Annotated in this window: 21 protein-coding genes; 15 read left to right on the plus strand and 6 right to left on the minus strand. The window is 61.4% G+C overall.

Annotated elements, in window-relative coordinates:
• Positions 1-27 precede the first annotated feature (27 nt).
• From IC235_RS10410 to IC235_RS10445, 8 genes are all read left to right on the plus strand, one after another.
• Positions 28-1,485 (plus strand): M20/M25/M40 family metallo-hydrolase, encoded by a 1,458-nt coding sequence (locus tag IC235_RS10410; RefSeq protein WP_191005123.1) that lies wholly within the window; start codon positions 28-30, stop codon positions 1,483-1,485.
• A 232-nt stretch (positions 1,486-1,717) separates the two neighbouring features.
• Positions 1,718-3,550, plus strand: coding sequence for a S8 family serine peptidase (locus tag IC235_RS10415; protein ID WP_191005124.1), 1,833 nt, complete (start codon positions 1,718-1,720; stop codon positions 3,548-3,550).
• A 20-nt stretch (positions 3,551-3,570) separates the two neighbouring features.
• Positions 3,571-4,317: a hypothetical protein gene (locus IC235_RS10420; protein WP_191005125.1), complete on the plus strand. Its 747-nt coding sequence runs from the start codon at positions 3,571-3,573 to the stop codon at positions 4,315-4,317.
• Positions 4,318-4,530: 213 nt separating this feature from the next.
• Positions 4,531-5,151: a hypothetical protein gene (locus IC235_RS10425; RefSeq protein ID WP_191005126.1), complete on the plus strand. Its 621-nt coding sequence runs from the start codon at positions 4,531-4,533 to the stop codon at positions 5,149-5,151.
• 105 nt (positions 5,152-5,256) lie between these two features.
• Positions 5,257-5,877, plus strand: coding sequence for a DUF4920 domain-containing protein (locus IC235_RS10430; RefSeq protein ID WP_191005127.1), 621 nt, complete (start codon positions 5,257-5,259; stop codon positions 5,875-5,877).
• A 276-nt stretch (positions 5,878-6,153) separates the two neighbouring features.
• A complete protein-coding gene (locus IC235_RS10435) occupies positions 6,154-6,825 on the plus strand; it encodes a hypothetical protein (protein ID WP_191005128.1) in 672 nt (223 codons plus the stop codon).
• Between the two features lie 349 nt (positions 6,826-7,174).
• Positions 7,175-9,274, plus strand: a complete 2,100-nt coding sequence (ligA, locus tag IC235_RS10440) for an NAD-dependent DNA ligase LigA (protein WP_191005129.1) — start codon at positions 7,175-7,177, stop codon at positions 9,272-9,274.
• Between the two features lie 465 nt (positions 9,275-9,739).
• Entirely contained in the window at positions 9,740-10,279 is a 540-nt protein-coding gene (locus tag IC235_RS10445) for a hypothetical protein (RefSeq protein ID WP_191005130.1), read from the plus strand.
• 311 nt (positions 10,280-10,590) lie between these two features.
• On the opposite strand, the gene IC235_RS10450 is transcribed toward IC235_RS10445, so the two are convergent.
• Complete coding sequence (locus tag IC235_RS10450) at positions 10,591-11,505, minus strand: polysaccharide deacetylase family protein (protein ID WP_191005131.1); 915 nt, start codon at positions 11,503-11,505, stop codon at positions 10,591-10,593.
• Between the two features lie 134 nt (positions 11,506-11,639).
• Here IC235_RS10450 and dapA point away from each other — a divergent pair, with 134 nt between their 5' ends.
• Both dapA and IC235_RS10460 read left to right on the plus strand, forming a co-directional pair.
• Complete coding sequence (gene dapA, locus IC235_RS10455) at positions 11,640-12,524, plus strand: 4-hydroxy-tetrahydrodipicolinate synthase (RefSeq protein WP_191005132.1); 885 nt, start codon at positions 11,640-11,642, stop codon at positions 12,522-12,524.
• 15 nt (positions 12,525-12,539) lie between these two features.
• Positions 12,540-13,097 carry a 2OG-Fe(II) oxygenase gene (locus IC235_RS10460; protein ID WP_191005133.1) on the plus strand — a complete coding sequence of 186 codons (558 nt, stop codon included), beginning with the start codon at positions 12,540-12,542 and terminating at the stop codon, positions 13,095-13,097.
• A gap of 122 nt (positions 13,098-13,219) precedes the next feature.
• On the opposite strand, the gene IC235_RS10465 is transcribed toward IC235_RS10460, so the two are convergent.
• Entirely contained in the window at positions 13,220-13,972 is a 753-nt protein-coding gene (locus IC235_RS10465; RefSeq protein ID WP_191005134.1) for a (Fe-S)-binding protein, read from the minus strand.
• A gap of 20 nt (positions 13,973-13,992) precedes the next feature.
• Positions 13,993-14,844 carry a hydroxymethylglutaryl-CoA lyase gene (locus IC235_RS10470; protein WP_191005135.1) on the minus strand — a complete coding sequence of 284 codons (852 nt, stop codon included), beginning with the start codon at positions 14,842-14,844 and terminating at the stop codon, positions 13,993-13,995.
• Between the two features lie 373 nt (positions 14,845-15,217).
• Between IC235_RS10470 and IC235_RS10475 the strand changes: the two genes are divergently transcribed.
• Positions 15,218-16,603 carry a M23 family metallopeptidase gene (locus IC235_RS10475; protein WP_191005136.1) on the plus strand — a complete coding sequence of 462 codons (1,386 nt, stop codon included), beginning with the start codon at positions 15,218-15,220 and terminating at the stop codon, positions 16,601-16,603.
• 31 nt (positions 16,604-16,634) lie between these two features.
• Here the strand turns inward: IC235_RS10475 and IC235_RS10480 are convergent, their stop codons facing one another.
• Complete coding sequence (locus IC235_RS10480) at positions 16,635-17,444, minus strand: TapB family protein (RefSeq protein ID WP_191005137.1); 810 nt, start codon at positions 17,442-17,444, stop codon at positions 16,635-16,637.
• 177 nt (positions 17,445-17,621) lie between these two features.
• Here IC235_RS10480 and IC235_RS10485 point away from each other — a divergent pair, with 177 nt between their 5' ends.
• From IC235_RS10485 to IC235_RS10495, 3 genes are all read left to right on the plus strand, one after another.
• Entirely contained in the window at positions 17,622-17,891 is a 270-nt protein-coding gene (locus tag IC235_RS10485) for a hypothetical protein (protein ID WP_191005138.1), read from the plus strand.
• The gene (locus tag IC235_RS10490) at positions 17,884-18,222 is read left to right on the plus strand and encodes a hypothetical protein (protein WP_191005139.1); all 339 of its coding nucleotides are present in this window, start codon (positions 17,884-17,886) and stop codon (positions 18,220-18,222) included. Before IC235_RS10485 ends, IC235_RS10490 begins: the two co-directional genes overlap by 8 nt.
• Before the next feature lie 83 nt (positions 18,223-18,305).
• Complete coding sequence (locus IC235_RS10495; RefSeq protein WP_191005140.1) at positions 18,306-18,959, plus strand: cytochrome c oxidase subunit 3; 654 nt, start codon at positions 18,306-18,308, stop codon at positions 18,957-18,959.
• Positions 18,960-19,185: 226 nt separating this feature from the next.
• On the opposite strand, the gene IC235_RS10500 is transcribed toward IC235_RS10495, so the two are convergent.
• A complete protein-coding gene (locus IC235_RS10500; protein ID WP_191005141.1) occupies positions 19,186-21,492 on the minus strand; it encodes a T9SS type B sorting domain-containing protein in 2,307 nt (768 codons plus the stop codon).
• Between the two features lie 240 nt (positions 21,493-21,732).
• Here IC235_RS10500 and IC235_RS10505 point away from each other — a divergent pair, with 240 nt between their 5' ends.
• The gene (locus IC235_RS10505; protein WP_191005142.1) at positions 21,733-23,814 is read left to right on the plus strand and encodes a M1 family aminopeptidase; all 2,082 of its coding nucleotides are present in this window, start codon (positions 21,733-21,735) and stop codon (positions 23,812-23,814) included.
• A 156-nt stretch (positions 23,815-23,970) separates the two neighbouring features.
• Here IC235_RS10505 and IC235_RS10510 read toward each other — a convergent pair whose 3' ends face one another.
• Positions 23,971-24,606, minus strand: coding sequence for a hypothetical protein (locus IC235_RS10510; RefSeq protein ID WP_191005143.1), 636 nt, complete (start codon positions 24,604-24,606; stop codon positions 23,971-23,973).
• Positions 24,607-24,811 lie beyond the last annotated feature (205 nt).

Raw genomic sequence — 24,811 nt, forward strand, 5'->3', positions numbered from 1 at the left:
GCGTGTCGGGCGCCTATTTTTCGATTTATGACTACTATTTATTATCCGCTGGCCTGGTGCTGTCGCACCGCTTTGACTGCCCTGCTACTCGCCGGGCTAACCCCGGCCCATGCGCAGCCGGCCCCTAAAAACCCCAAGCCGGTACCCTCAAAAACCGCTCACGAACCCGATCGGGCCGACTCGTTGGCCCTGCGCAAACTCTTCGACGAGGCCCTGCTGCGTGGCGAGAGCTACGACAACCTGCGTTATCTCACTGGTACCATTGGCGCCCGTCTGTCGGGGTCGCCGCAGGCGCAGCAGGCGGTGGAATGGGCCAAGGCCACTATGGAAAAGGCGGGGTTCGACCGCGTGTACTTGCAGGAGGTGATGGTGCCCCACTGGGTGCGCGGCGCCAAGGAGCGCGGCGAAATTGTGGGCAATAAAGATAAAGGCATTAAGGTGCCAGTGTGTGCGCTGGGCGGCTCAGTGGGTACCAACGGCAAGCTCAAGGCCGGGGTGGTGGAAGTGCACAGCCTGGACGAAGTAAAAAAGCTGCCCGAGGCGGCCGTGAAAGGCAAGTTTGTGTTCTACAACCGGCCGTTTAACGATGCCCTTATCGAGCCCGGCCTGGCCTACGGCGGCGCCGTCGACCAGCGCGCCCTGGGGGCCATCGAGGCGGCCAAACGTGGGGCCGTGGGCGCCCTGGTTCGCTCCATGACCAGCGCCCGCGACGACAACCCCCACACGGGAGCCATGCGCTACGCCGAAAACGTGCCTAAAGTGCCCGGGGCGGCCCTGAGCACCAACGCCGCCAATCAGCTCAGCCAGCTGCTCAAGGCCAATCCGGAGTTGCAGTTTGAGCTGGAGCTCGAGTGCGTTACGCTGCCCGATGAGAAAAGCTACAATGTGGTAGGCGAAATCAAAGGCACCAAGTTTCCGCAGGAAATCATTACCGTGGGCGGCCACCTCGACTCCTGGGACCTGGCCCAGGGCGCCCACGACGACGGTACCGGCGTGGTGCAGAGCATGGAGGCCCTGCGCCTGCTGCGCGCCGCCGGCTTCAAGCCCGAGCGCACCGTGCGGGCCGTGCTGTTCATGAACGAGGAAAACGGCGTGCGCGGCGGTAACGAGTACGCCCGCTTGGCCAGCCAGAACAAGGAAACCCACCTGGCGGCCATTGAGTCGGACGGTGGGGGGTTCACGCCGCGCGGCTTTAACGTCGAAGCCGAGCCGGGCGTGGTGAGCAGCCTGGCCAAATGGGCACCGCTGCTGCGGCCTTACCACGCGGCCGACATCACCGTTGGCCACGCGGGCACCGACATCGAGCCGCTGCGCGCCGCCGTGCACCCCAAGGCCCTTATCGGCTACGACTGCGATTCGCAGCGCTACTTCGACCTCCACCACAGCGCCGCCGATACCTTCGACAAGGTTAACCGCCGCGAGCTGGAGTTGGGCGGGGCCAGCATGGCTTCCCTGATTTATCTGTTGAGCAAGTATGGGCTGTAATTGGAGCACGGGTTGGATAAGTGATCCGCCCGTAGCGTTGGTTCCCGCTGAATATAGATGGTCCTACCGCCCGGATAAGCAGAAAAACCGTCCGCCGGGGCCGGGCCGAAGCCTCGATGCCGGCCAACCTATGAATCAGGGCGCTGGAAGGATTGGGTCCGCCACTGGCCGGAAAACTTTTCGCTCAGTTGGTGGGCTCTTGATGGTGTTAAACGACGAGAAGCAGGCGTGAATGGTTAAATACTGGCTGTGGCTTTTGTGGGGACTGGGAGTGCTGCCGGGCCTGGCGGCGCGGGCCGTGGCGCAGGGGAGGGGCGCCAGCGAATCGGCTCGCTACTGGGTTTGCCTGCGCGACAAGGCTGGAGTTCGCTTCGACCCCACTCGCTACTTCACGGCGGCGGCCCGGGCGCGCCGGGCGCGCCAGCACCTGCCGCCCTGCGAGCCCACCGACCTGCCCGTGCGCGCTGATTACCTGGCCGCCATCCGCGCTCGGGTCGATACTATTACCTTGGTGAGCCGCTGGTTTAACGCGGTGGCTTGCCGGGCCACGGCTGCGCAAGCCGCCACCCTGCGCGCGCTGCCCGGGGTTGCCCGCGTGGAGGCCTGGCCGGCGGCCCGCGCCAACGCGGCGGCTCAGCCGGGGCATGCGGCCCGTGCACTGCTTCCTCACGCTACGCCGGGGGCTTCCCCCAAGCCCATTCTGGCTAACGACTACCTCCTGGCTCGCCGCCAAACCGCGCACCTCGACGGTCCGGCGCTCCGGGCGGCGAACCTGAACGGCCGCGGGCTCCGCATCGCCATCTTTGACGTGGGCTTCCGTGGGGTACCCGAGCATCCTGGCTACCAGGAGCTGGTCGCCAGCCGGCGTATTGTGGCTACCCACGACTTCCTGAAGAACCGCGCCGACGTGTACCAGGGCGGCAGCCACGGCACCGAGGTATTAGGGTGCTTAGCGGGCCGCCTGCCCGCCGGGCCCAGCGGCGCGCCCGGGCCCGTCCTGGGCCTGGCCCCGGGCGCCGAGTTCTTGTTGGCCCGTACCGAGCAGTTGGGCCGCGAGCGGTACGCCGAGGAAGAAGCCTGGCTGGCCGCCGCCGAGTGGGCCGACCGCCTCGGGGCCGACATCATCAACTCGTCGTTGGCCTACACCGAGCAACGCTATTTCCCGGAACAAATGGACGGCCGGCGCAGCCTCATTGCCCGCGCCGCCAACCTGGCCGCCCGCAAAGGCATGCTGGTCGTAAGCGCTGCTGGCAACGACGGCGACAACGACTGGGTACGCATTGGCACGCCGGCCGATGCCGATTCGGTCCTGGCCATCGGCGGCCTCGACCCGGAAACCGGTCTGCACATTGATTTCAGTTCCTACGGCCCCACGGCCGACCGCCGGGCCAAGCCCAACCTGGCCGCCTTCGGCATTGTGCTCACCACCACACCTACTGGCTACGAGCGCCTGGAAGGCACGTCGTTCTCCGCGCCGCTCGTGGCCGGGTTCGCCGCTTGTCTATGGCAGCAGAACCGCGAGTTGACGGCCGTGCAACTGTTTCACCGCTTGGAGGAGTCGGCGGAGCTGTACCCGTACTTCGATTATGCCCACGGCTTTGGGCGGCCCCGGTACCAGCCCTTCACCAGGGCGGCCAGGTCCGCCCCGGCGGCGGTTGTGCCGACCTTCGACTTCGTGCTACACGACAGCTTGGTGGCGGTGGTTCTGCGGCCCGCCGCGGCCCGGCGCCCGGCGGAAGAGTTGCCCTTGGTGGCCGACCAAAGCCAAGGGCTCGGGCCCGTGGCGCCCGCCCCGGACGGCCCTGCAAACCCTGCTGAGGCGGTGGCGCCCGTGGGTCGTGAGCAGCCCCTGGCGCCGGGTACTGCCCCGTTGGCTCCGCTACCCGAGCCCAACTACCCGGCCTATCTTTACTGGAACCTGGCCAACCGCCGCGGGGTGCTCCGCCGGTACGAAACCCGCGCCGTCATCCAGCGGGTGGTAGTGCAGGTGCCGCGCCGCCTGCTGCGGGGCGGCGACGTACTACAGGTTTATTTCAAAGGCTATACCGCCAGGTATTCGGAATGATGCGCGTGTACCCAAAGTTTATGGTCAGTCGGCCCGCGGCGCGGCTTGCTCGGTGGCGGCGCCTCGGGCTGGCGCTCGGTTTTGGGGCGCTGGCGGGGCCGTGCCCGGCCGCCCGGGCGCAGCAAGTGCTGGTGCAAGCTAACGTGGCCGACGACACGGTGAAAGCCAGGTTTGGACCCAACCGCGCCTATTTTGCGCATGCCTGCCTGGGGTATGGGCTGGCCGCCGGCCCGGCGGGTGCCGGCGCCGCGCTGCGGTACGGGCCTGCTTCCGCCGAGCTGCGCGTCGGCGGTCGCCTGAAGGCGCGCCTCACTAACACGTTCGCGCTGAACCTGGACCTGGGCTATGCTTACCAGCACTACGGACTGGCGCAAAACGCCCACAAAACCGTGCCTACGCCTACCCCGCACCGCCGCGAAAGCCTGGGCTTGCACCAGCTGTACTCGGAATTCAGCCTGCGCCTGAACACTGGCCGCCGGGGCAACGTCGTCGGGCAGTACCTGGACTTGCTGGCCGGGGTGGGGCTGGTAACCGGCTCGAGTCATACTACCGAGGACGAGCCCAATCCTGGTATTAAATCGGTGGAGACCACCGAGTACGGGCTGCCTTACCTGCGGCGCTGGACCGGCAGCGCGGGCGCCCGCCTGGGCTTCGACCGCTACGCCCTGGTGGGCCGCTACCGGCTGACCTCGGCTTTTGGCCCGGACTATGCTAGCTGGCCGGAGTTGCCTCGCTGGGTGCTGGGTGTTGAACTGGGAATATTCTGAGCAAGAGCTGCTCCATTTTTAGCTCTCTCGCCGAGCCTTTACCGCCGTTGGGCCTTTACCGCAGACTTTCACCCAGCCGGATGCTTTCACCCAGCCGGTTTTTTCCGCCGTTGCCCTTTTTTGGTGTTTATACTTACGCTTTCCCAGCTTATCTTTCGAGTGTTAAATTCTTGCTAGCGTCTTTATTCTATCATATTTTATTAAATACTCCCCATGAAATCTTGTATCGTTAAAAGCGCGGGCCGCGCGTTGGTTGCCAGCTGCTGGGCGTTGCAGCTCGCCTCCTGCGTGAGCACCGAGCACGAAGCCAGCATTGTTAAGCAGGAAGCCCGCGCCATCTACCGGCCACCTGTTGCCGGCTCGCGAATTCGCGTCAACAGCCGCACTGTGCTGAACACCGTGAGCATCGCCCACGTCTTCTCTAACCCTAAAGCTCTGGACAACTTCACGCTGCAGCTGCGCGGTCCCCGCGTGCTTACGGGGCAGGCCCACTTCATTGTAACCAATAGCGCCGGTGATACCCTACGGCATGAGGTGCTCCCCGCCCGGGCCCTGCTCGGCGAGTCTGCCTCGCGCGACCCATTGGCAAGCAGCGTACGCGACCGGGAAATAGCCATTTTGCAGAGCATGAACAGCTTCTTCGCGGCGGGCAACTTCTCCCGTCCCGCCATCCCCACCGATGCCGCGCCGCCGACGGAAGTTGACAGCAAAATCTGGTCGGCTTTGAGCAGTGACAGCACTGCGGTGGGTTTCGACTACCCCAGCACGGGCGGAGCCGAGCGCCGCATGGCTTACGTCCGTAAGCTGCGTAAAACCATCGTCATTGATCAATAGAAAAGAAATAGCTAAGCCCGAAGCTGGGGAAAACCCGGCGCTGTTGCCCAGGTTTTACGTATTGACTACTTTCACCGCCTAAAACCTTTCGCAACTTTCTGAGCTATGAAGTTTTTGCTTTCTTTCTTCGGCGTGCTAGCCGCCATTCTACTGTTGGTGCGCTTTGTGCCCACCGCCCCCATCAACCCAGTGCTCCCGATTGGGCCCCAAAAAGAGGTAAACGGGCACAACGCCGACGTACCGCCGGGCGACGCTGACCCTGACGCTACCAACGAAACAGAAGAAGCTGAAGAAGCCGAGGAAGGAGCCAGCAGCCAGGTGCCCGCCGCGTTGCCCGGCCGAACCTACGGGGCCGTTATCACCGCCGAGGGCGCCCTGCCGATGAGTGCCCTCAACACCACTCTGGGCACCCGCGATTCGGCCCAGCTGAAGCTGGCGGGCAAAGCCTCGGCCGTGTGCCAGGCCCGCGGTTGCTGGATGACCCTGCCTACCGCCGACGGCCGGCAAATGCGCGTGCGCTTTCGGGATTATGCTTTTTTCGTACCCAAAGACCTGAGCGGCCACACCGTAGTTGTGAGCGGCTGGGCCCACCGCAGCACCGTGCCCAAGGAAGAGCTGCAGCACTACGCCAAAGACGCCGGCAAGTCCAGCCAGGAAATTGCGGCCATCACCCAGAACGAGGAGCAGGTGACGTTTTTGGCTGATGGGGTTCTGGTGCAGGATTGAATCGGCAATAACTAGCCGGCCGCCGGGCAAACTTGTTTGGTGGACTTGTGGTCTTTCTTAAGTAGAGAAAATGTATTTAAGTGTCAACCATAAGTAAGCATACGAAAAAGAGCATCATGCCTCATCTGGCGTCCGTTGGTCGAAGCAGGATGCTCTTTTTCGTATGCTTACGTATGCTCATGGACTTAGAAGATGGGCAGATATCTACGTTCCAAGGAAGGGTTTGAATACAGGTATTCAAGTTCTCAACCTAGTAACCTTGTTTGGCTCTCCCGAATGGCGAAAGTAGGCCAGGCTTATTTCTTTTTGAAGTTTGATGCATTATATGCAAATGGCGAAAGTGAAGAAGAGGATTTTGATGCATTGGAGAAGAGGCACCATTTGAAACCTATTTCGGATATAGCTGAAATAAAAGACGAAACACCTACTTCTTTTTTCAAATCCTTGTCTTATGCCAAACATCCTGTTGGGAAGCATGCACACCAGATATGGCAAGCCTCTCAAAGCCAGGCTAACCCTATAGTAGGTATGACTTTGCATGGCTATGGCGGTTTCCGTGTGCAGGAGTATCAGTATCAGGATCTTTTACAATTTATAAATAAGCCAGTAGCTAGAAAAGCACAGCTTTCTCTGGACGATATAAGAATGTCTGGTGCTTCAAAAAATTACGAGGAATATCAGCTTCCCCACGATTTGCCCGCCGGAAAGGTGAAGGAAGCTGGTGATTATCTTGAAACTAAAGGAGGAACGGTTGAAACCAGAGGCCTGTACGCCCTGGCTTTATCCATACTACATGACGCTTTAATATTTGGAATGAAGGAATTCGATATTTGCGAATCGGACATGAGTTTTTCCCAACCGCTTTATTTCTCAAGAGTGGCCCCAGTGCCCGAGCCTCGTTTTGCAATAAATGGATTTTATCAAACGCCCAGTGGGTGGGTTCTTTAATTAGCTTACGGACAAAAAAGCGATTGGCTATTATGTATTTGAGCTGACAAACAAGAACGATTGGAGTTTCACAGCGAACTGATTATGGGATCAAGGAACTGACTAACTCAACTAGTATGAAGCAGGCGGGCCTTCCATCAGGAGCCTCCGTGAAAATCACGCGCTGGCGGTCCGCCCCCCGTGCTCACCTGGAATTGTTCCCAACGAAAAGCTCATCTAAAGGAGAGCCTCTTATCCGGGGTGTGCCGACAAAATCAGCCCAGCCATTCCCGCGATGGGCTCCGCTCGGCAGGCCCGCCTTATTTTTGGGCAAGTTCCGATTACCGCCCACGCACATCGAACCTCCATCATGCCCGATACTTCCGCTGTTCAGCAACGCATCCAGGCCCTCACCGAGCGGCTGCACCATCTTAACCACCAATATTACCAGCTGGATGTGTCCGAGGTATCGGACCAGGAGTTCGACCAGCTCCTGGCCGAGTTGCAGGGGCTCGAAGCCGAATATCCCGACCTGGCCCTGCCCAACTCGCCCACGCGCCGCGTGGGCGGCACCATCACCAAGCAGTTTCCTACGGCCGTGCACCGCTACCCCATGCTGAGCCTGGGCAACACGTATTCGGAAGACGACCTCCGGGAGTTTGACGAGCGGGTGCAGCGGGGCCTGGAAGGAGCCCCGTACGCCTACGTCTGCGAGCTGAAGATCGACGGCGTGGCCATGAGCCTGCGCTACGAGCACGGCCAGCTGGTGCAGGGCGTGACCCGTGGCGATGGTACCCGCGGCGACGTGGTGACGGCCAACGTGCGTACTATTCGCACGCTGCCCCTGGCGCTGCGCCCCGACCCCGACCCCGACCAACCCCAGGATTTGGAAGTGCGCGGCGAAGTGTTCATGCCCTTGCCGGTTTTTGCGGAGCTGAACGCCGAGCGTGAGCAGAATGGCGAGCCCCTGCTGGCCAACCCGCGTAACGCGGCCAGCGGCGCCCTGAAGCTGCAGGACTCGACCCAGGTGGCGGCCCGCAAACTGCGGTTTTACGCTTACTCGCTGCTCACTCCGGGCCGGCACTTTACCAGCCACAGCGCTGCCCTCGAAGCCCTGAGCCGCTACGGCCTGCCGGTGTCCGACACCTGGCGCCGAGCCGCCAACATCAGCGAGGTGCTCGACTTTGTGCACTACTGGGCCAAAAAGCGCTTCGACCTGCCCGTAGCCACTGATGGCATTGTCATCAAAGTCGACAATCTGCGGCAGCAGGACCAGTTGGGGTACACGGCCAAGAGCCCGCGTTGGGCCATTGCCTACAAGTACCCGGCGGAAGCCGCCCGCACTCGCCTGAACGAGGTTATCTACAACGTGGGCCGGACCGGGGCCGTGACGCCGGTGGCCCTGCTCACGCCCGTGCCGTTGGCCGGCACCGTGGTCAAGCGCGCTACTCTGCACAACGCCAACCAGATCGGCTTGCTCGACCTGCGCCTCGGCGACTTGGTGTACGTGGAGAAAGGCGGCGAAATTATTCCCAAAATTACGGGGGTCGACCTAGCGGCCCGGCCCGCCGAGGCGGTGCCGATTTCCTACCCCACCGAGTGCCCCGCCTGCGGCACGCCACTGGTGCGCCCCGAGGGCGAAGCCCACTTCCGCTGCCCCAACGAGCGCGGCTGCCGGCCCCAGCTCAAGGCCCGACTGGAGCACTACGTGTCGCGCCGGGCGCTGAACATTGATGGCCTCGGGGCCGAAACCGTGGGCCGCTTCTTCGACCTGGGCCTCGTGGCCACGCCCGCCGACATCTACGACCTGCCCACCCGGCGCGCCGAGCTGGTGACGCTGGAACGTCTGGGCGAAAAGAGCATCGACAATCTGCTGGCCGGCATCGCGGCCAGCAAGCAGGTGCCGTTTCCGCGGGTGCTCTTCGGGCTGGGCATTCGGTACGTGGGCGAAACCGTGGCCCAGAAGCTGGCGGCGCACTACCGCAGCGCCGAGGCGTTGATGAGTGCTTCGGCCGAAGAAATGGCCGCCGTGCCCGAAGTCGGCGGCGTGATTGCCCTGGCCGCGGCCCAGTGGTTTCAGCAGCCCGAAAACCGCGAGCTGCTGGAGCGCTTGCACCGAGCCGGGGTGCAGCTGGCCGTAACCGGCGAAGCCCCCGTGCCCGCCTCGGACCGGTTGGCGGGGCTCACGTTCGTGCTTTCCGGAGTGTTCGAGCAGCACAGCCGCGACGAGCTGCAACAGCTTATCACCTCCAACGGGGGCAAAATCACGGGTTCCATCAGTAAAAAGCTAAGCTATTTGGTGGCCGGGGACAACATGGGACCTGCCAAGCGCGAAAAAGCCCTGTCGTTTAAAGTGCCTATTATTTCGGAAGCCGAACTGCTGGCGCTGCTGCCTACGGCCGAAGAACCGTCAGCCCCTGAGGCGGTAGCCGCTGCCGGACCGGGCAGCCAGGGTGAGTTATTTGGGTAGCGTCTACCGACTACGGGAGCCTGTTTTAAACCGATAGCGTATATTTCACGTAGCTCCGTAGCGGTCGGGGTTGGATCCCCACCAACGAAGGATATTTGGATAATTCTATGAACGCTTTCATTTTCTGCTCTGTCTAAAAAATAATACTTTGCTAATTAGGGCATGCCGCCATGAGTGGTCAGCTGCAAACCTGCTATGCAGTGATTTTGGTGAACAGATGCTTGAAAAGGCTTATTTTGCTTAATATTGACATACTTCATCGGATAATTCAAAAATAGAATTTAACTTACTTTTATCGAAAAAAATGTCAGAAAAACAGGATAAGTTTTTGTCTATGGCCTGGAATTCCGACATTTGTAAAGCAAATCCTCTAAGACTATGCGCGCAACGCTCCTTTTGCTTCTGCTTTTCGGGCCAGGATTGACCTCATTGTCGGTGCGCGCCCAGTGCTTGACGCTAGCTGATATGCTCTCCATTGGCGCGGAGCCTGCGGCCCTGACCTCGCCGCAGGTGGTAACGGCGCACCTCTCTTCGGATTGGGTATTTACTGCCCCAACGGTTACCTCACGCGACGCTTTTTGGACGGTTCCGGGTGAGGGCAATAGCGCTTTGGTCACGTCCCAGCTTATGGTACGGGCTCAGCGGCCGGGGCAGGACGTCATTCTCCGGACCACCCAGGGATCCTGCGTGCGTCAGGTACGCAGTGAGTTGAAAAGCCGCAAGCTCCCGATGCAGGCCGTGACCTGCCCAAACTGTGAAGCCTTTCGGTATCAGGGGGAGGGTTTCGAGACCACTATTTACAGCCAAATGAAAGGCGACTATCCCTTCGTAGTGGTGGTGCACCAAGTGCCCGCTGCCGACAACGCGACCAAGAACTCGGGGGCTAAAGTGGTTTTGCCGATGCTGCCAGCCAAAAGGACCGACACCACCAGCCGGGCCCTCGCCGACCAAAAAGGAGCCATCCTTGATGGACGGGCCTTCCCCGTGTCTACCCCCAAGAAATAGCAAGCCTAACGGCTCGCTCTACTGGAGGCTAGCTTGAGGCAGCTTGCTACTGTTAGCCCTGCGTGAGGGTTAATAGTAACAAGCTGCCTCCGCGTTTGTAGTCGACACCCCTTTGAGTAGTAAGCAGAAAAGCAGGCGGTTCTGCTTAACTAAGCAATAGCATGGCTATTGCGCAAGTAGTGACGCCGCTGCAACGAAGCCCGAGTATGCTTCGGCCCCCGGGATGGGCTAAAAGCAGGAGCATTCAGCCGCGAATTATCTTCCTGGCCTGATTTGGGGGCGCCCAAGCTACTTATGCTTTACGCGCAAGGCTAAAAGCTCTGCACGATGCTATTGTGCAGGGTGCGCGGCTTCCAGTATCCGCTGGCAATGATGCGCCGAATGGTAAACAGTGGGTCGTTCTGGTCGCGTTTTTCAGCTAATGAAAATGCCGCTACGAAACCGCGCTTCTTAAGCTCGGGGAAGGCCTGCTCGTTCCAAAGACCGAAGGGGTAGGCGAAGTAATTGATTTTTTTGCCGGTGATGGTTTCCAGCGTTTTGGTGGGTTTGTCGATTTGCGTCTCCCAGTCTTTCCCCTGATATTTCTTCACATTGTGGTGGTCCCAGGTGTGGGAGCCAATGGTGTTGCCTTCGTCGGAAAGCTGCTTCACCATGGCCTTGGTCATGTAGTGCGGGCGGCCCAGGCTCACGGTCATCACGAAGTACACGGCCTTGTACCCGTATTTATCCAGCTCGGGGCGAGCGATGGTGAACTGATCGAGGTCGGTATCGTCGAAGGTGAGCATGATGGGCTTGCTCGGCAGCTTGGCCCCGGTGGTCAGGTAAGCATACACCTGGTCGGGCAAAACGGTGTGGTAGCCGGAGTCGGCCAGCATTTTGATGTGAGCCCGGAACTGAGCAACCGGCACAATGTAGTCTTTGGCGCCTTTCGAGTCGCGGGCCGTCCAGTCACGAATCTGGTGGTAGCAGAGAATCGGCACTTGCGGCCGGGCCAGGATAGCGGCGGCATTGGCGGTGCTGCCCGCCGGAATGGTTTTGGGGTCGGGGGCCGCGTTGGCCTCGTCGGTCGAGGTGGCCTGGGTGCCGGAGGTGCCCGCGGCGGGGTCAATCACCGCGGCCTTCGCCGGTGTGGAGCTGGTGGCGGCTTCGCCGGTAGTAGCCAGTTTTGAATCGCAAGCGGCCAGCACGAGCGCAGCTGATAGGAGGGAAGCGGAAGGCAATTTCATGGGCATAGGGGCGCGTCGCACGCGTCTGCTGAAGAAAGACAGCGGGAATAAATGAGTGGAGCAGTCGGCGGTGGGGTGGCGGGCGCGTGCGACGCGCCCCTACCTTTGCACAAAACTACTCTGTAAGCTCCTGCATGAACAACTCCGGCTCTCGTCTTCCCGCGTTTTATGGTACCGGGGTAGCCCTGGTCACTCCGTTCACCCCCGGTTTTGCGGTGGATTATGCCGGCTGGCGGCATCTGCTGGACTTCTGCATTGAGGGCGGCGCGGAATACCTGGTGGTGAACGGCACCACTGGCGAATCGCCTACGACCACGGCCGCGGAAAAAGTCGAGCTGCTGCGCACTGCTAAAGCCCACGTGGCCGGCCGGGTACCGCTGGTGTACGGCATCGGCAGCAACGACACCGCCACTGCGGAAGAGCTGCTGCGCACCACCGACCTGAGCGGTGTAGCCGCCGTGCTGTCGGCCAGTCCCGCCTACAACAAGCCCAGTCAGGCCGGCCTGATTGCCCATTACCTGCGCTTGGCTGAGGCCAGCCCGGTGCCCCTCATTCTGTACAACGTGCCCGGTCGCACGGCCTCTAACCTAACTGCCGAAACCACGCTGCGCCTGGCTAAGCACCCCAACATCATCGGCATCAAGGAAGCCAGCGGCCTGCTGGAACAGTGCCTGACCATTGCCTCGCTCAAGCCCCGGGACTTCCTGCTGCTTTCCGGCGACGACCTGCTCACGTCGGCGCTCATTGCCTGCGGGGCTGTCGGCACCATCTCCGTGCTGGCTAACGCCCTGCCCAAGCGCTTTTCCGACATGACCCGGGCCGCCCTGGCGGGCGACTTTGCCACGGCCCGCCACGAGCTTTTCCGCCTGCTGCCCCTGAACCCCCTGATGTACGAGGAAAGCAACCCCGTGGGCGTCAAAGCCGCGCTGGAGGCCTTGGGCGTGTGCGGGGCGGCCGTGCGCCTGCCTCTGCTCGAAGCCACGCCGGGCCTGAAGGAGCGCATCAGCAAGGCGTTGTAAACCATCCCTGCTCTCATGAAAGTCAACCAGTTAACCGACTCAATATTCACGGTAGAGGATTTCCTGACTCGGGAGGAATGCCTGGCTAATATTGTACTCAGCGAAAAAATTGGCTACGAGCCGGCGAAGGTCAACACGGCCGCCGGTGCCCGGTTAAGGACCGATATCCGTAATAATAACCGCGCATTTTACCGCAGCGAAGAGCTGGCTCAAGCGCTCTGGGAAAAAGCGCGTCCGTTTGTGCCGGCGCAGCTGGGCCACAGCACGGCTATTGGGCTAAACGAGCTTTTCCGGTTCTACCGCTACCAGCGCGGCCACCAGTTCAAGGGGCACTTCGACGAAAGCTACATTCGCAGCGACCAGGAAGCCAGCTACCTCACCTTTATGGTTTATCTGAACGATAATTTTCAGGGGGGCGACACTGTGTTTCAGGGGCGGAGCATTCAGCCCCGGCAGGGCATGGCGCTTATCTTCCTGCACAGCCTGTACCACGCGGGCAGTGAGGTAACGCAGGGGGTTAAATACGTGCTTCGGTCCGACGTAATGTACCGCACGCAGCCGGCGAGCCTCTGAAGAGCTTAGTTCCGTCCCGCCGCCCCGAAGGACACGTACCCCTTGCGGCAGTAGCTTCGGTGAAAGCCTAGTCAAGAAGATATTGGTCTATATTCCAGATTGATAAATAACAGGCTGAACCCTTACCAGCCACTGGCCAGCACGTCGGCCACGTGCAGACACTTAAGCGGCAGTTTTTCTTTCTTGATATAGGCTTCCAGGTGCATAAGGCAGCTCACGTCGGTGCTCACGATGAAGTCGGCGCCGGTGTCGAGGGCGTGTTCGACTTTCTGCTGGGCCATGGCCACGGAAATGGCTTCGAACTTGACGGCGAAGGTGCCGCCGAAGCCGCAGCAGGTGGTGGTTTCGGCCATCTCTATTCTTTCCAGCCCGGCCACGCCCTCCAGCAGTTGCCGGGGCGCGGCGCGGATGCCGCACTCGCGCAGGGCCGAGCAAGAGTCGTGGTAGGTGTAGGTGCCCGCCAGCCGGGCGCCGGGAATGGCGGTAACGCCCAGCACGTCCACCAGAAATTCGGTCAACTCATGGGTACGGCCTTGCACGGTCTGGCAGGCGCTTTGCTGCGCGGTTCCCGCAAACAAGCTGGAGTAGCTGTTGCGCACCATGCCTACGCACGAGGCCGAGGGACTCACCACATAGCGCGGTGGACGGTCGTCCGACGCTTGAGGAGCGGCAAAATCCTGGAGAAACTTCGCGGCCACCGCCCGGCTCTGGGACTGGTAGCCGGCATTGTAAGCCGGCTGGCCGCAGCAGGTTTGGTCGGGGTTATACTGAACTTTCACCCCCACCCGTTCCAGCACCTTCACCATGTTCAGGGCAGTGGCGGGATAAAGCTGGTCGACGAAGCAAGGAATAAAAATATCGACGGTGGGCAGCATGGGTAGCAATGCTAAGGGGATTAATGTAAGGCAAAGACCTCCGTGGCGGCGGACCGGGCCCGCGAGAATGCTTCCAGGTCCAGGCCGGGCTCCTGCCCGCGCTCGGCCAGAAAAGCCAGGAGGTTTTCGGTGGCCATGTTGCCCGTCAGCTGATCGGCGGCCATGGGGCAGCCGCCGATGCCGCCGATGGCACCGTCGAACCGGCGGCAGCCGGCCTCGTACGCCGCGCTTACTTTCTCGCGCCAGGTGGCCGGCGTGGTGTGGAGGTGGGCGCCGAACTCAATCGCCGGAAAGGCCGGAATCAAGGCCGAGAACAGTGGGGCGATGGTGGCCGCCGTGGAGGCCCCGATGGTGTCGGACAGGGCCACGACCCGGACGCCCAACTGGGCCAGGTGCTGGGTGAAGTCGGTCACAATTTCCGGGCTCCAGGCGTCGCCGTAAGGGTTGCCGAAGCCCATTGATAAGTAGGCGACCAGGGTTTTGCCGGTGCGCTCGCACAGCTCGTGCATGGTGGCCACGTCGGCCAGGGCCTCGGCGGTGGTTTGGTTGGTGTTGCGGCGCTGAAAGGTGGCCGACACCGAAAGCGGAAACCCTAAGTAGCTGATTTCGGGGTACTGAATGGCCGTCTCCGCCCCGCGTACGTTCGCCACGATGGCCAGCAGCTTGGTGGGGGAGTCGGTCAAGTCCAGGCCCGCCAGCACCTCGGTGGTGTCGCGCAACTGCGGAATAGCTTTGGGCGAGACGAAAGAGCCGAAGTCCAGCGTATCAAACCCGACTTTTAGCAGGGCGTTGAGGTAGGCGATTTTGGTTGCGGTGGGAATAAAATCAGGCAGGCCCTGCATGGCGTCGCGGGGGCATTCGATTAGCTTCATGGTCGGAGAGGGTGAGCACAGCCAAAGCGGCCGCGTAAAGGTAGCAGCTCGGTTCAGGCGGGGCGACGAGCGGCGAGGCTTTCTCTCCGCTGCCAAAGCTCACTCCGGGCCCGGTCCGGGGTGGGCTTGGGCAGCGGTATGCGCTTTTTAGAGCAGTTCTCGCCTAGGAGAAAAGAATTAAAAATTAAAAATGAAGAATTAAAAATGAAGAATTAAAAATTCAGATGGTCCATTTTTTAATTCTTCATTTTTAATTTTTAATTCCAAAAGAACCGTTCTAAAATGTAGGATGGCCGGTGGATCAACTAATTCCGCGGGGCGTGCCTACCCGGTGGCCAACGAACTACGCCGCCTTGGTTCATGTTCAGAGGGCATGCTTTTTATCACGGATTTTATCCCGCAGCGGCGCCTTACGCAGCCGCTCCTGGGATTGATGCGGCCAGTCCTGCTCGGGGGGCTGCTTGGGCTCAGCGGCTGTAGCAAGCAACAGACGCTGCAAGCGTTGTTTCAGCAGTCGACTCCCCACCAGAGCTACGCCCGCCAGCTGCACCAGGCCAACCTTGACCGGCGGCCGGCGGGCCGGGCTTGGCTCGCCGCTGCCGACCAGGCCCTGCGCGATTCACTGGTGGTGAGCCTGCCCTTTGCCGAAACGGGCTACTTCCGGCCCGAGCGGCCCACGGCCGCCAGCTACCGCTACGCCGTTCGAGCCGGCGAGCAGGTGCACGTAAGCCTTGCGCTGGCCAAAAGTGCGGCGGTCCGGGTGTTTCTGGACGCGTTTGAAGTAGTGCCGGGCCGTCCGCCCGCGCCCTTGGCCAGCGCCGACACGCTCGTACTGGAGTTTCGCTACCGGGCCGAGGCCGACGGCCAGCACCTGCTCCGGGTGCAGCCCGAGCTGCTGGCTGCGGGCCGCTACACCTTACGCGTGGCCCGCGAGCCCAGTTTGGGCGTTTTCCCGGTGCAAGGCCGCTCCGATGCAGCGGTCGGTAGTTTTTGGGGGGCCGCCCGGGACGCCGGCACGCGCCGCCACGAAGGCATTGACATCTTTGCCCCGCGCGGCACCCCGGCGGTGGCGGCCACGGCCGGTTACATCACCCGCACCGGCGAAACGCGCCTCGGCGGCCGGGTGGTGTGGCTCGCCGATACTGAACACGGCAACCACTTGTACTACGCCCACTTGGATAAGCAGTTGGTGGAGCCAGGCCAGCACGTGCGGGCCGGCGATACCCTGGGCCTGGTTGGCAACACCGGCAACGCCCGCACCACGGTCCCGCACCTGCACTTCGGCGTGTACCGCAGCGGCCAGGGCCCCCTCGACCCTTTGCCCTTTGTGCGCCGCCCCGCCCCGGCTACCGCCCTGCCCGGCGGGCCCGACCGGCGGGGCGAGTACGTCCGGCTCCGCACGGCCGCCTGGCTGCGGCCAACCCTGGTCGCCGGAAAAGGCCGCGCTTCGCGGCGGCTGATCCAGCTGTCCGGGCAATTGCCGCTGTTGGTAGTAGGCCAGCAAGGAACGAGCTTGCGCGTGCAGACTCCCGCCGGCCAGCTCGGCTACCTCGACTTGCAGGCGGTGGTGGGTGCCGCCGCTACCCCATTACGGCGCCTGCGGCTCCCCGCCGCCACCGAGCTGCTGGCTCAGCCGGCCCCCAGCGCTCCGGCCGAGGGGGCCCTGCCTGCCCGAACGCCGGTCGCAGTCCTTGGCCAAGCCGAAGCCTATAGCCTGGTGCGCGGCCCGCAGGGCGAAACCGGCTGGGTCATGTTGTAGGCCCCGCCACGGCACGGCGGGGCAGTTTTTCTTACCGGCGGGCCAGCACCCGGGCTTGCACCAGCTTGCCTCCTTTGTCGTAGTACTCGGTTTTAATGAGGCCCACGGCCGGGTCGTAGTAGTCGACTTGTCGGCCAGTGCTTTTCAGCGTGAGGTCGACGCGGGCTTCGGTGGCGAGTTCGCGCTGGCTTTCTACGACGTAGCAGTTGAAGGTTCCGACCGGAACAGTGACGCTGGTTTGCCCGGCCTGCACTTTGCGCTGGTGCACCAGGGTCCGGACTTTAGCCACGCTCACTGAAGGGCTGCTGACCTGCACCATGGCGCCGCCCTGAGGCAAGGCCGTGTTAGGAGTTGGCTGGTTAGGCCAGGCCAGGGACGAGCCCTCGTAGGCGAACCGGCGGTCACGAAAAGGCTTGAGCCCCTCATAGTTAATTTCGTCTAATCCGTCGGTGAAGACGGTATCGTGGCGGCACAGGTAAGAGAGGTCTTGCTGTTGCAGCACCTGGTTGCTCGGGCTGTACAAGCCACTTTTTAGCTGAACTCTCGTCGTCACCACCGCCTTTTGTTTTTTCTTGGCCGCCGTCGATTCGGTACGGATGCTGAGCACCCGGTAGCGCCAGGAGCCCACAGGCTTGCCTTTGGCATCCAGCAGCTGGTAGTCGATGCTCTGGCCTTCGCGCAGCCCAAACGGGTGCGTGCAGCCAGTGGCACTTGCTTGAATGGGCCGCTGGGCCGCGTCGGCCCGGCGCAGCGAATCGGTCGAAGGCTGAGACCAGCCGGGGCCCGAAATCAGGAGCAAACCAGCCGCCGCGGAAAGAGAGCGAAGAGTGAAATAGGACATAAAAGCAGAAAATCAGTGGAAAGTAGTGGTGAAAATCGGTACTACATCAACGGTGCCATGAGCTGAGCAACCCGGGGCATTTCGTTGCGTTAGCAACTCCAAGGCCGTACTTTGCGGCCCGTTGGGAGGCGACGCTCGTAAGGGCGCCCTCTCGTATCACCTCAGCTAACCGCAACCATGCCAGATTCTTCTTCTAATAATAACAGTAACTGGGCCGATATGGCTGCCTCGCTGCTCGGCAAGCTTTCGGGTGGGGTCGAGCTCAGCTGCGCGTTCGACCAGATCGAGCTGCAAATGCCCAATCCGCAGAACCCCAACGGGCCCGCGACCACCTGGAAGCTAAATGGCTCGCTCCGCATTCGTACCCGGGGCGAACAGGCCGGTGGTACCCGGGCCACGCCCGCCGCTCCCCAACTACCGGCCAGCTCCTCCGAAACCGGTGCCTAGTACCCTCGAAATTGAGGCCCAGCTGGTCCTTACCTGGAACGGCCATGCCCTGCAGCTCGCCGCCGCCGGTACCTACCTGATCCTGAACATTCCCAGCCAGCAGGTGCTCGACCAGCTCACGGCCGGTCCGCCCCGGCCGCCGGGCGCGGCCAAGGCTCCCAAATCTGCGGGCCCCGATCCCATGCAGCAAATCAACGACTTAGCCCGGCAGTTGGGTTGGGTGCTCGATTTGCGGGTAGGCGGCAAAACGTACGTCACTTTTGGCGTGCAGCGCACCCCCAAGATTACCCTCAATGCCGTGCTGGGCAAAATAGGATCATTCTTTCGATAGCGCGTTTTTTAGGGGCAAATGGGGGTTTGCTGCAACTAATTTTGGCTCGATTAGTTTGGAAAGATACATTCCTCCCCAACCCAATGAACTCCGAACACGAACACGAACACCGGGTCGGGGCCCGGCGGCGTCCATCGCCATTCAGCCGCATCGAGCGGCTGCCGCCGTTGCTGGTGGCGCTGTACCTGGCGTTGGTGGCCATCACCGTCATGTTCGTGATGCTGGTCGTAGCGTACGTCGTTACCCGCCTACGCAGCGGCTTGCCTACGGGGCTGTACGCGCTGCCCCGCTATTTCTCGCTGAGCACCATTGTGCTGGTGGTGAGCAGCTACACTATCGGGCAGGCCCCCCGCCTGTACGCGCAGGACAACCTGGGCAGCCTCGCGCGTTGCCTCGGCGCGACTCTGCTGCTGGGCGCCATTTTCGCGGGTTTGCAAGTACTGGGCTGGCGGGAGCTGCTGACGCAGGGAGTTGCCTTTCAGGGCCCTGCCAGCAGCAGTAGCGGCCAGTTTATTTACCTGATTTCGGCCCTGCACGTGGCCCATCTGCTGGGTGGCATGCTGTTTTTGTTGGCGCTGCTGCTGCGCGTCATCCACGCCAACCGCGATGCGGTGCGCACCCTCGTTTTTATCCGTAACCCCTACCACCGTCGCCAGTTGAGCCTGCTCGGCACGTACTGGCATTTCATTGATGTGCTCTGGGTTGTTCTCTTTGCGGTGTTCCTGTTTATGTATTAACCGGCTAAACGCCCGGCTCAACCACCCTTTTAGACTAGAAGAATCGCGGCCCGCCAATCGTTGAGACGCAATAAAACGCCTGCCTCAAATGGTCTGAGCGTTATACCCTCACTAAAAAAAGCAACACTCTAGGGCCACGGCCAAAAAAGAGCCGTTAAGTGCCGCTGCTGGCTGCTCTGGGGCAGGGGCGGCATAAATCAACCCAGCCAGCGTAGCGCAAGGCCGGCTACGGAATGACTTCCAGCCAGCCCCGGTACTTACGGCCGTCGGTGTACGTGACGAAATAATAATACAGGCCTCCGCTGCCTTGGCCGGGCCAGTGGAAATCCCGGTCGGGCGACTCAAACACCGGTTGGCCCCAGCGGGTAAAAATCTTAATGCTCATGAATTGCCGGTCGCAAAAATTCACGGGCAGGTCGGGTAGCCGGAACTCGTCATTTTGCCCGTCCCGATTGGGCGTAATGACGTTGTAGAGCTTCACCTCCAGCGAATCCGGGCTTTTTACCCGGAAGCGAACCTGCTGCACTTGGGGCAGTGGCCTACAGGTCGCATCAATCAGCTGAAAGGTCACGACGAGGTCGCGGTGTAGGTTCGCGGCGGCGCAGCTCACATCCCAGTGGAAGGCGCCCGTTGCCCCGCCCGTGCCATTGGTAGGGGTGAAACGCATGCCGGCACTAGCCAGGTCGAAGCCCCCATTGCCGTCGAGCGAGCTGCCGGTCGCAGTCAGGGTAAGTCCATCACGGTCCGCATCAGTGCCGCTAAAAGTGGCGGTGTACTGCCGGCCCAGTGGCAGCTCCACTAGAGGAATGGGCTCGCCCGCTTTGGGCGGCTGAACATCGGAAACCAGCACGGGCGGGTGATTGGCATACCGCACCACCACTGGCACCGTAATGGTAACCGCCTCCCGGGCATTGCACGGCGCCGATACCGCCGTGAACTGGAAGTTGCGAACCGAGTCGGCTCCCACCGCCGGGCAATCGACGCGCCACGTGAAGCGGCCGTGCTGCTGGTTACCCACGGTGCCTTGCGAGAGGGTAGCCCCGAGGGTACTGGGATTAAACCCCTGGCCGGTCATCTCCAACTGGAGAGGATCATTATCAGGGTCGGAAGCGATGACGTCGAAGCTCACTAAATCGCCCACCCGCACTCGTAGCGGTTGCGTTGGGCCGGCCGTGGTGGTAATAGTCGAAGGGGAGTTGGGCGGCGGCACGGCGGTGAAAGCCACCCGTACGGTATCGCGTTTGGGGAGGCTGCACCCATCGTCCGCTACCACGACATCCAGCAAAAAAACCCGATCCCTGGTATCGAAGCATTCCGGGAAGCAGAGCGTGGCCGTGAGGGTGTCGGGGGCCCCGGGGCTGCGGACCAGCCCGCTGGTGGCAGTGGTGAAATTAGGCAGCAGCCCCGCAAAGTTGACCGGATGCAGCGACAGCGACAGCTGCGATCGGGGGTCGGAGTCGGTGAAACGTAGCCGCACGCAGCGGTTGCTGCCCGGCGTCAGGTGCAGGGTGTCGCGGCCGGGCCGGTAGGGTACTTTGCTGGCGGGGTTGGGCAGCAGCAGCACTTTGGGCTTGGTATTGAAGGGGCAGCTTAAAACCATCAGCTGGAAATCGCGCCGGACTTCGCCGATTTTCTCACCTCTGCGGTATTCCGAGCAGCTCACTCCGAACGCGAATAAGCCCTGGTCGAGGGGCCGTACCGTGAGCCGGCCCGTGGCCGGATCAATCGCCAGCGTGGGGCTGCCCGGGATCTGGTTGAGCGTGCCCAGCGGGGGGCGGATCGGCACGCCCGGAATAGGTGGGGGCGAAGGGCTCCACGTAATGGGGGCATAGGGCGCGGGAGCGGCCACGGCGGGCTTGGGCACGTTGTTGTCGGCGTGTCCGTTGAGCGGGGTTACTAGGCTGTATACCAGGGAGTCACCGTCGGGGTCGACGCCGCCGAACTCGTAGTAAAAGAGCTCGTTGACGCAGGCATAATCGGCCAGGGCCGGGAAAATGCGCGGCGTGGAATCGAGGAACGGTCGGCCGCGCCGCACTACCGCCGGAAACTCCAGGTAAAACGTCTGCGCGGCATTGGAGGGGGCCACGATGTTGCCGATGCTCACGTTGCGACAGCACCGCTCCACGGCCACGTAGTATCCTTGCGGACTATCATAGGTATCGGCCGCCAGAGTAATGTTCCGGCTGTATACCAGCTTGCGGGTGCTGAGGGTGGGCTTGGTGCAGGCCGGGTTGGTGTAGTTAACGAAGGTGTTGCTGGCCAGGGGCAGCAAGACGTTGGCCATGCGCCTGTTGCTGCCTTTCTCGAAAATGGAAGCCGTCAGGTCACCATCCAGGGCGGAGGCGCTACCATTCACCGCATCAATGTAGAGGTTGAGTACCAGGGTGTAGGAGCTGCCACTAGTATGAACCAGCTCCATTTCGCCGCCCACGATGTGGGTCCCCCACGCCGGGCCGATGCATGCCAGCCAACCGCAGATAAACAGCAGCAAAGCAGGAAGTCCCGGGTCTGGTAAGCAAAGGCGAAAAGGCATTCGACAAAAAAACAAGTAACTAATACCCTAATTAATGCGAAATATACGCTGCCGAAAGCCAACGCCCGATTTCGGGAGCGAGGCGGCAAATAGCCCTGACTCCCAGGTGGTATAAATCGGATTTTGATTTGTCCGTCTTACCTTCGGGAGCTAAAATTCGTCTTTTGGAGCGGACGCTAAATCAGAGTAGTCGTTTATAACTACTTTGTAAGGTTCTTTTCTTGTCACTTCTAGTTATCTATGCGCCCGTTAATTTACGTTTTCGCGGTCAGTGTACTGGCGGCGTTGCCATTTCGGCCCAGGGCCCAGGAGCCGTTGAGGGCGGCCTACGTTCCCCAACTCAGTGAGGAAGCCCCGGATGGCGGCCGGGCCTGCGCCGCGGCGCGGGTGCCATCCGCCCCGCGCGAGGCCACTGCCTCGGTGCCGCACCGCCGCAAGATGGAGCGGTACGACGTGAAGTACTACAAGCTGGACGTCGCGCTCGAAAACAACTCGCTGAACGTAGCCGGCTCCGTTTGGATGCGCGTCCGGGTCAAGGGTGAGGACCTGGATTCGTTAGCGTTCGAGCTATATCAAGCGCCGGTGGGCTCGCCCGACGGCACGGCCACGCTGCTCATCGACTCAGTGGTGGTAAACGGGCGCCGCTCGCCCGGCATCCGCCGGGCCGGGCCCGATGCCACAGCCCGGTTGGCCCAGCCCGCTCCCGCCAACTCCTTGGCGGATGCCCGCATTTACTACCACGGCACCGCCCCAAGCGGCAGTTCGGCCGCCATCGGTAATGGATTAAATAATCGCAGCCAGGTACACCTCGACACGTATAGTGGGGCTCCCTCATTTCCTTACAACATTACCTGGTCGCTGTCGGAGCCATTTTCGGCGCACGAGTGGTTTCCGTGCAAGCAGGTGCTCACCGACAAAGCCGACTCGTCGGATGTGTGGGTAACGACCACGCTGCCCAACAAAGTGGGCTCGAATGGCGTGCTGGTGCGCACGGTGCCCTTGCCCGGCAATAAGGTGCGCTACGAGTGGAAATCCCGCCATCCCATTGATTATTACCTGATTTCGGTGGCCATTGCGCCCTACGTCGAATACATCAACTACGCCAACCCCGCTGGCGGCCCCAGCATACCCATTGTCAACTACGTCTACAACCAGGCGTACCTCGACTATTGGAAAAGTCGTATCGACCTGACTCCGGGCATGATCGAGAACTTCTCCGCTCTGGTGGGTCGCTATCCTTTTGCCGATGAGAAGTACGGCTACTCCATGGCGCCCATCTTCGGCGGCATGGAGCACCAAACCATGACCACGCAGGATGGGTTCTCGCCTCTGCTTACGGCCCACGAGCTGTTTCACCAGTGGTTTGGTGATAACGTAACCTGCGCCAGCTGGGCGGACATCTGGCTCAACGAAGGCTTTGCTTCCTACGGAGAGTACCTTTACTTGCAATCCTCGGGCAGTCCGGCCGATGCCCGCGGCTGGATGAACTCCGCCCATCAGGCCGCTCAGACTGATGCGGGTAGCATTTACGTATCCGACACCACGAACACCCGCCGAATTTTTAGTTATAGCCTGACCTACAAAAAAGGTGCGGCCGTCGTTCACATGCTACGCTATTTACTGAACGACGATACCAAGTTCTTTCGGGCGCTTCGTACCTACCAGGCCCTGTATCGTGGGTCCGCGGCCCGGACGGCCGATTTGCAGCGCGTATTCGAGGGCGAGGCCGGCCGGCCCCTGGAATATTTCTTTCAGCAGTGGTTCCGGGGCAAAGGCTATCCCACGTTCCAGGCCCGGTGGAACCAAGTGGGCAATACCTTCGTGCTGCGCGTCAATGAGGAGGCGTCGGTGCCGGCAACCACGCCGTTTTTTGATACCGACGTCGACTACCTGCTCACTTTCTCGGACGGCAGCACCCAAACCGTGCGCCGGCATCAGGGGCAGGTTTCCGAAACCTTCAGCTTCGCGGTGGCTGGTACAGTCACGAGCGTCGCCATCGACCCCAACCAGTGGATTCTCGACCTGCCCGGCCCGGCCCCCGTTCGCGACAATACATTGACCAGCAGTCGCTCAGCCGCCGGAATAACCCCCCTGACCTTGTATCCTAACCCCTGCCACGACCAGCTACGGCTGGCCGCGCTGCCCGCTGCCCAAGTCACCGCCGAAGTCCTGGACGCAACCGGGCGCCGGGTGTTGCGTCAGGTGGTGCGGACCGGCTCCCCTCAGCTCGACACCCACGCACTGGCGCCGGGCCTGTACCACTTGCAACTGCTCGGCTCGGGTCGGGAATTATTGGGGCAGGGGCAGTTTGTTCGCGAGTAAAGTTTTCTTCTCGGCGTTTTCTTCTTCCGGACCTAAAAAAGCCGCTCCATTGTAGAGCGGCTTTTTTAGGTCCGGAAGAGGGCATTATCCGCAGCAACTGGTCCGCTATTCACTGGCTAGTCTGGGTTAGCGTCCGTTAAGGCCGGGTTCGGTCATTTAAAAGAGGTCGTAATACTCGCGTACCAGCGCTTGGGTAGCCGCGTCAGCCGGGGGAGCATCAAGCAGGCATTTCAGCAGCTCATCAAACGAGCCCGGGGCCGTGAAACCAGGCTGCCGCACGGCGTTGCTCATCAGGCGGATAAACACGGGCTGCTGGTTCATGGCCACCAGATCCACCGTAATCAGACCAAAGCGTTGGTCGCAGTGCCCCGTTTTAGGGCAATCGACCGGGTTAGGCTTGTAGAGCTGCTTGAGGGTAGTGGCCGTGTGGTTGGCGTGGTGCTGAGTGCACTGATCCGCGCAGGCGCGGTGGTAGCCCAGGGCGAGGATGCGCTCGCCCAGGTGCTCGTAAAAATGTCGAAAATTGCCCGGGCCGATGGACGGGTCGTAGTGCAGCAGCGCACCCTGGCAGCCGCTTTCCTGCAGCAACTGCACCCGCAGGCCGCGGGCCCCCGCCGCGCCACCCTTGCGGAGGTGGTATGCTTTGAAGTACGGCCCGAGCCAATTCAGAAATACGCACTGCTCAACCCAGGCCGCGTGGCGCTGCACCTGGGCCGGCGACAAAGTCACGGTGTGCCAGGTTTTCGGAGCTGCCGCTTTAGGGCGAAACAGGTGGTGGATGAAGTCAAACAAAACGGGGGAAGTTAATAGAGTCCAAACACGAGCTTGGCCAAATAGTTTGTGGCTCCGAAACTGGACGAAAACCGCCAATTCCTCGAGCATCAAGTACGGGAAATTCGGGCCCGCTTGCGGTTGGCCTGTTTGCTGCAAACAAAGGCCGGCTCCCATCGGGAAACCGGCCTTGCTACCGTGCGTTGAGCCCGTCGCGGCGCTCTAC

The organism is Hymenobacter montanus (genome assembly GCF_014699115.1).
GTDB lineage: Bacteria > Bacteroidota > Bacteroidia > Cytophagales > Hymenobacteraceae > Hymenobacter > Hymenobacter montanus.

Excerpts from the sequence above, each read along its gene's own strand:
- IC235_RS10465 (WP_191005134.1), bottom strand. The coding sequence starts at position 13,972 with ATGCTGCCCACCGTCGATATTTTTATTCCTTGCTTCGTCGACCAGCTT.
- IC235_RS10495 (WP_191005140.1), top strand. The coding sequence starts at position 18,306 with ATGAACTCCGAACACGAACACGAACACCGGGTCGGGGCCCGGCGGCGT.
- IC235_RS10505 (WP_191005142.1), top strand. The coding sequence starts at position 21,733 with ATGCGCCCGTTAATTTACGTTTTCGCGGTCAGTGTACTGGCGGCGTTG.
- IC235_RS10450 (WP_191005131.1), bottom strand. The coding sequence starts at position 11,505 with ATGAAATTGCCTTCCGCTTCCCTCCTATCAGCTGCGCTCGTGCTGGCC.
- IC235_RS10480 (WP_191005137.1), bottom strand. The coding sequence starts at position 17,444 with ATGTCCTATTTCACTCTTCGCTCTCTTTCCGCGGCGGCTGGTTTGCTC.
- IC235_RS10500 (WP_191005141.1), bottom strand. The coding sequence starts at position 21,492 with ATGCCTTTTCGCCTTTGCTTACCAGACCCGGGACTTCCTGCTTTGCTG.
- ligA (WP_191005129.1), top strand. The coding sequence starts at position 7,175 with ATGCCCGATACTTCCGCTGTTCAGCAACGCATCCAGGCCCTCACCGAG.
- IC235_RS10460 (WP_191005133.1), top strand. The coding sequence starts at position 12,540 with ATGAAAGTCAACCAGTTAACCGACTCAATATTCACGGTAGAGGATTTC.
- IC235_RS10410 (WP_191005123.1), top strand. The coding sequence starts at position 28 with ATGACTACTATTTATTATCCGCTGGCCTGGTGCTGTCGCACCGCTTTG.
- IC235_RS10415 (WP_191005124.1), top strand. The coding sequence starts at position 1,718 with ATGGTTAAATACTGGCTGTGGCTTTTGTGGGGACTGGGAGTGCTGCCG.
- dapA (WP_191005132.1), top strand. The coding sequence starts at position 11,640 with ATGAACAACTCCGGCTCTCGTCTTCCCGCGTTTTATGGTACCGGGGTA.
- IC235_RS10475 (WP_191005136.1), top strand. The coding sequence starts at position 15,218 with ATGCTTTTTATCACGGATTTTATCCCGCAGCGGCGCCTTACGCAGCCG.
- IC235_RS10485 (WP_191005138.1), top strand. The coding sequence starts at position 17,622 with ATGCCAGATTCTTCTTCTAATAATAACAGTAACTGGGCCGATATGGCT.
- IC235_RS10425 (WP_191005126.1), top strand. The coding sequence starts at position 4,531 with ATGAAATCTTGTATCGTTAAAAGCGCGGGCCGCGCGTTGGTTGCCAGC.
- IC235_RS10470 (WP_191005135.1), bottom strand. The coding sequence starts at position 14,844 with ATGAAGCTAATCGAATGCCCCCGCGACGCCATGCAGGGCCTGCCTGAT.
- IC235_RS10445 (WP_191005130.1), top strand. The coding sequence starts at position 9,740 with ATGCTCTCCATTGGCGCGGAGCCTGCGGCCCTGACCTCGCCGCAGGTG.
- IC235_RS10430 (WP_191005127.1), top strand. The coding sequence starts at position 5,257 with ATGAAGTTTTTGCTTTCTTTCTTCGGCGTGCTAGCCGCCATTCTACTG.
- IC235_RS10435 (WP_191005128.1), top strand. The coding sequence starts at position 6,154 with ATGGCGAAAGTAGGCCAGGCTTATTTCTTTTTGAAGTTTGATGCATTA.
- IC235_RS10420 (WP_191005125.1), top strand. The coding sequence starts at position 3,571 with ATGGTCAGTCGGCCCGCGGCGCGGCTTGCTCGGTGGCGGCGCCTCGGG.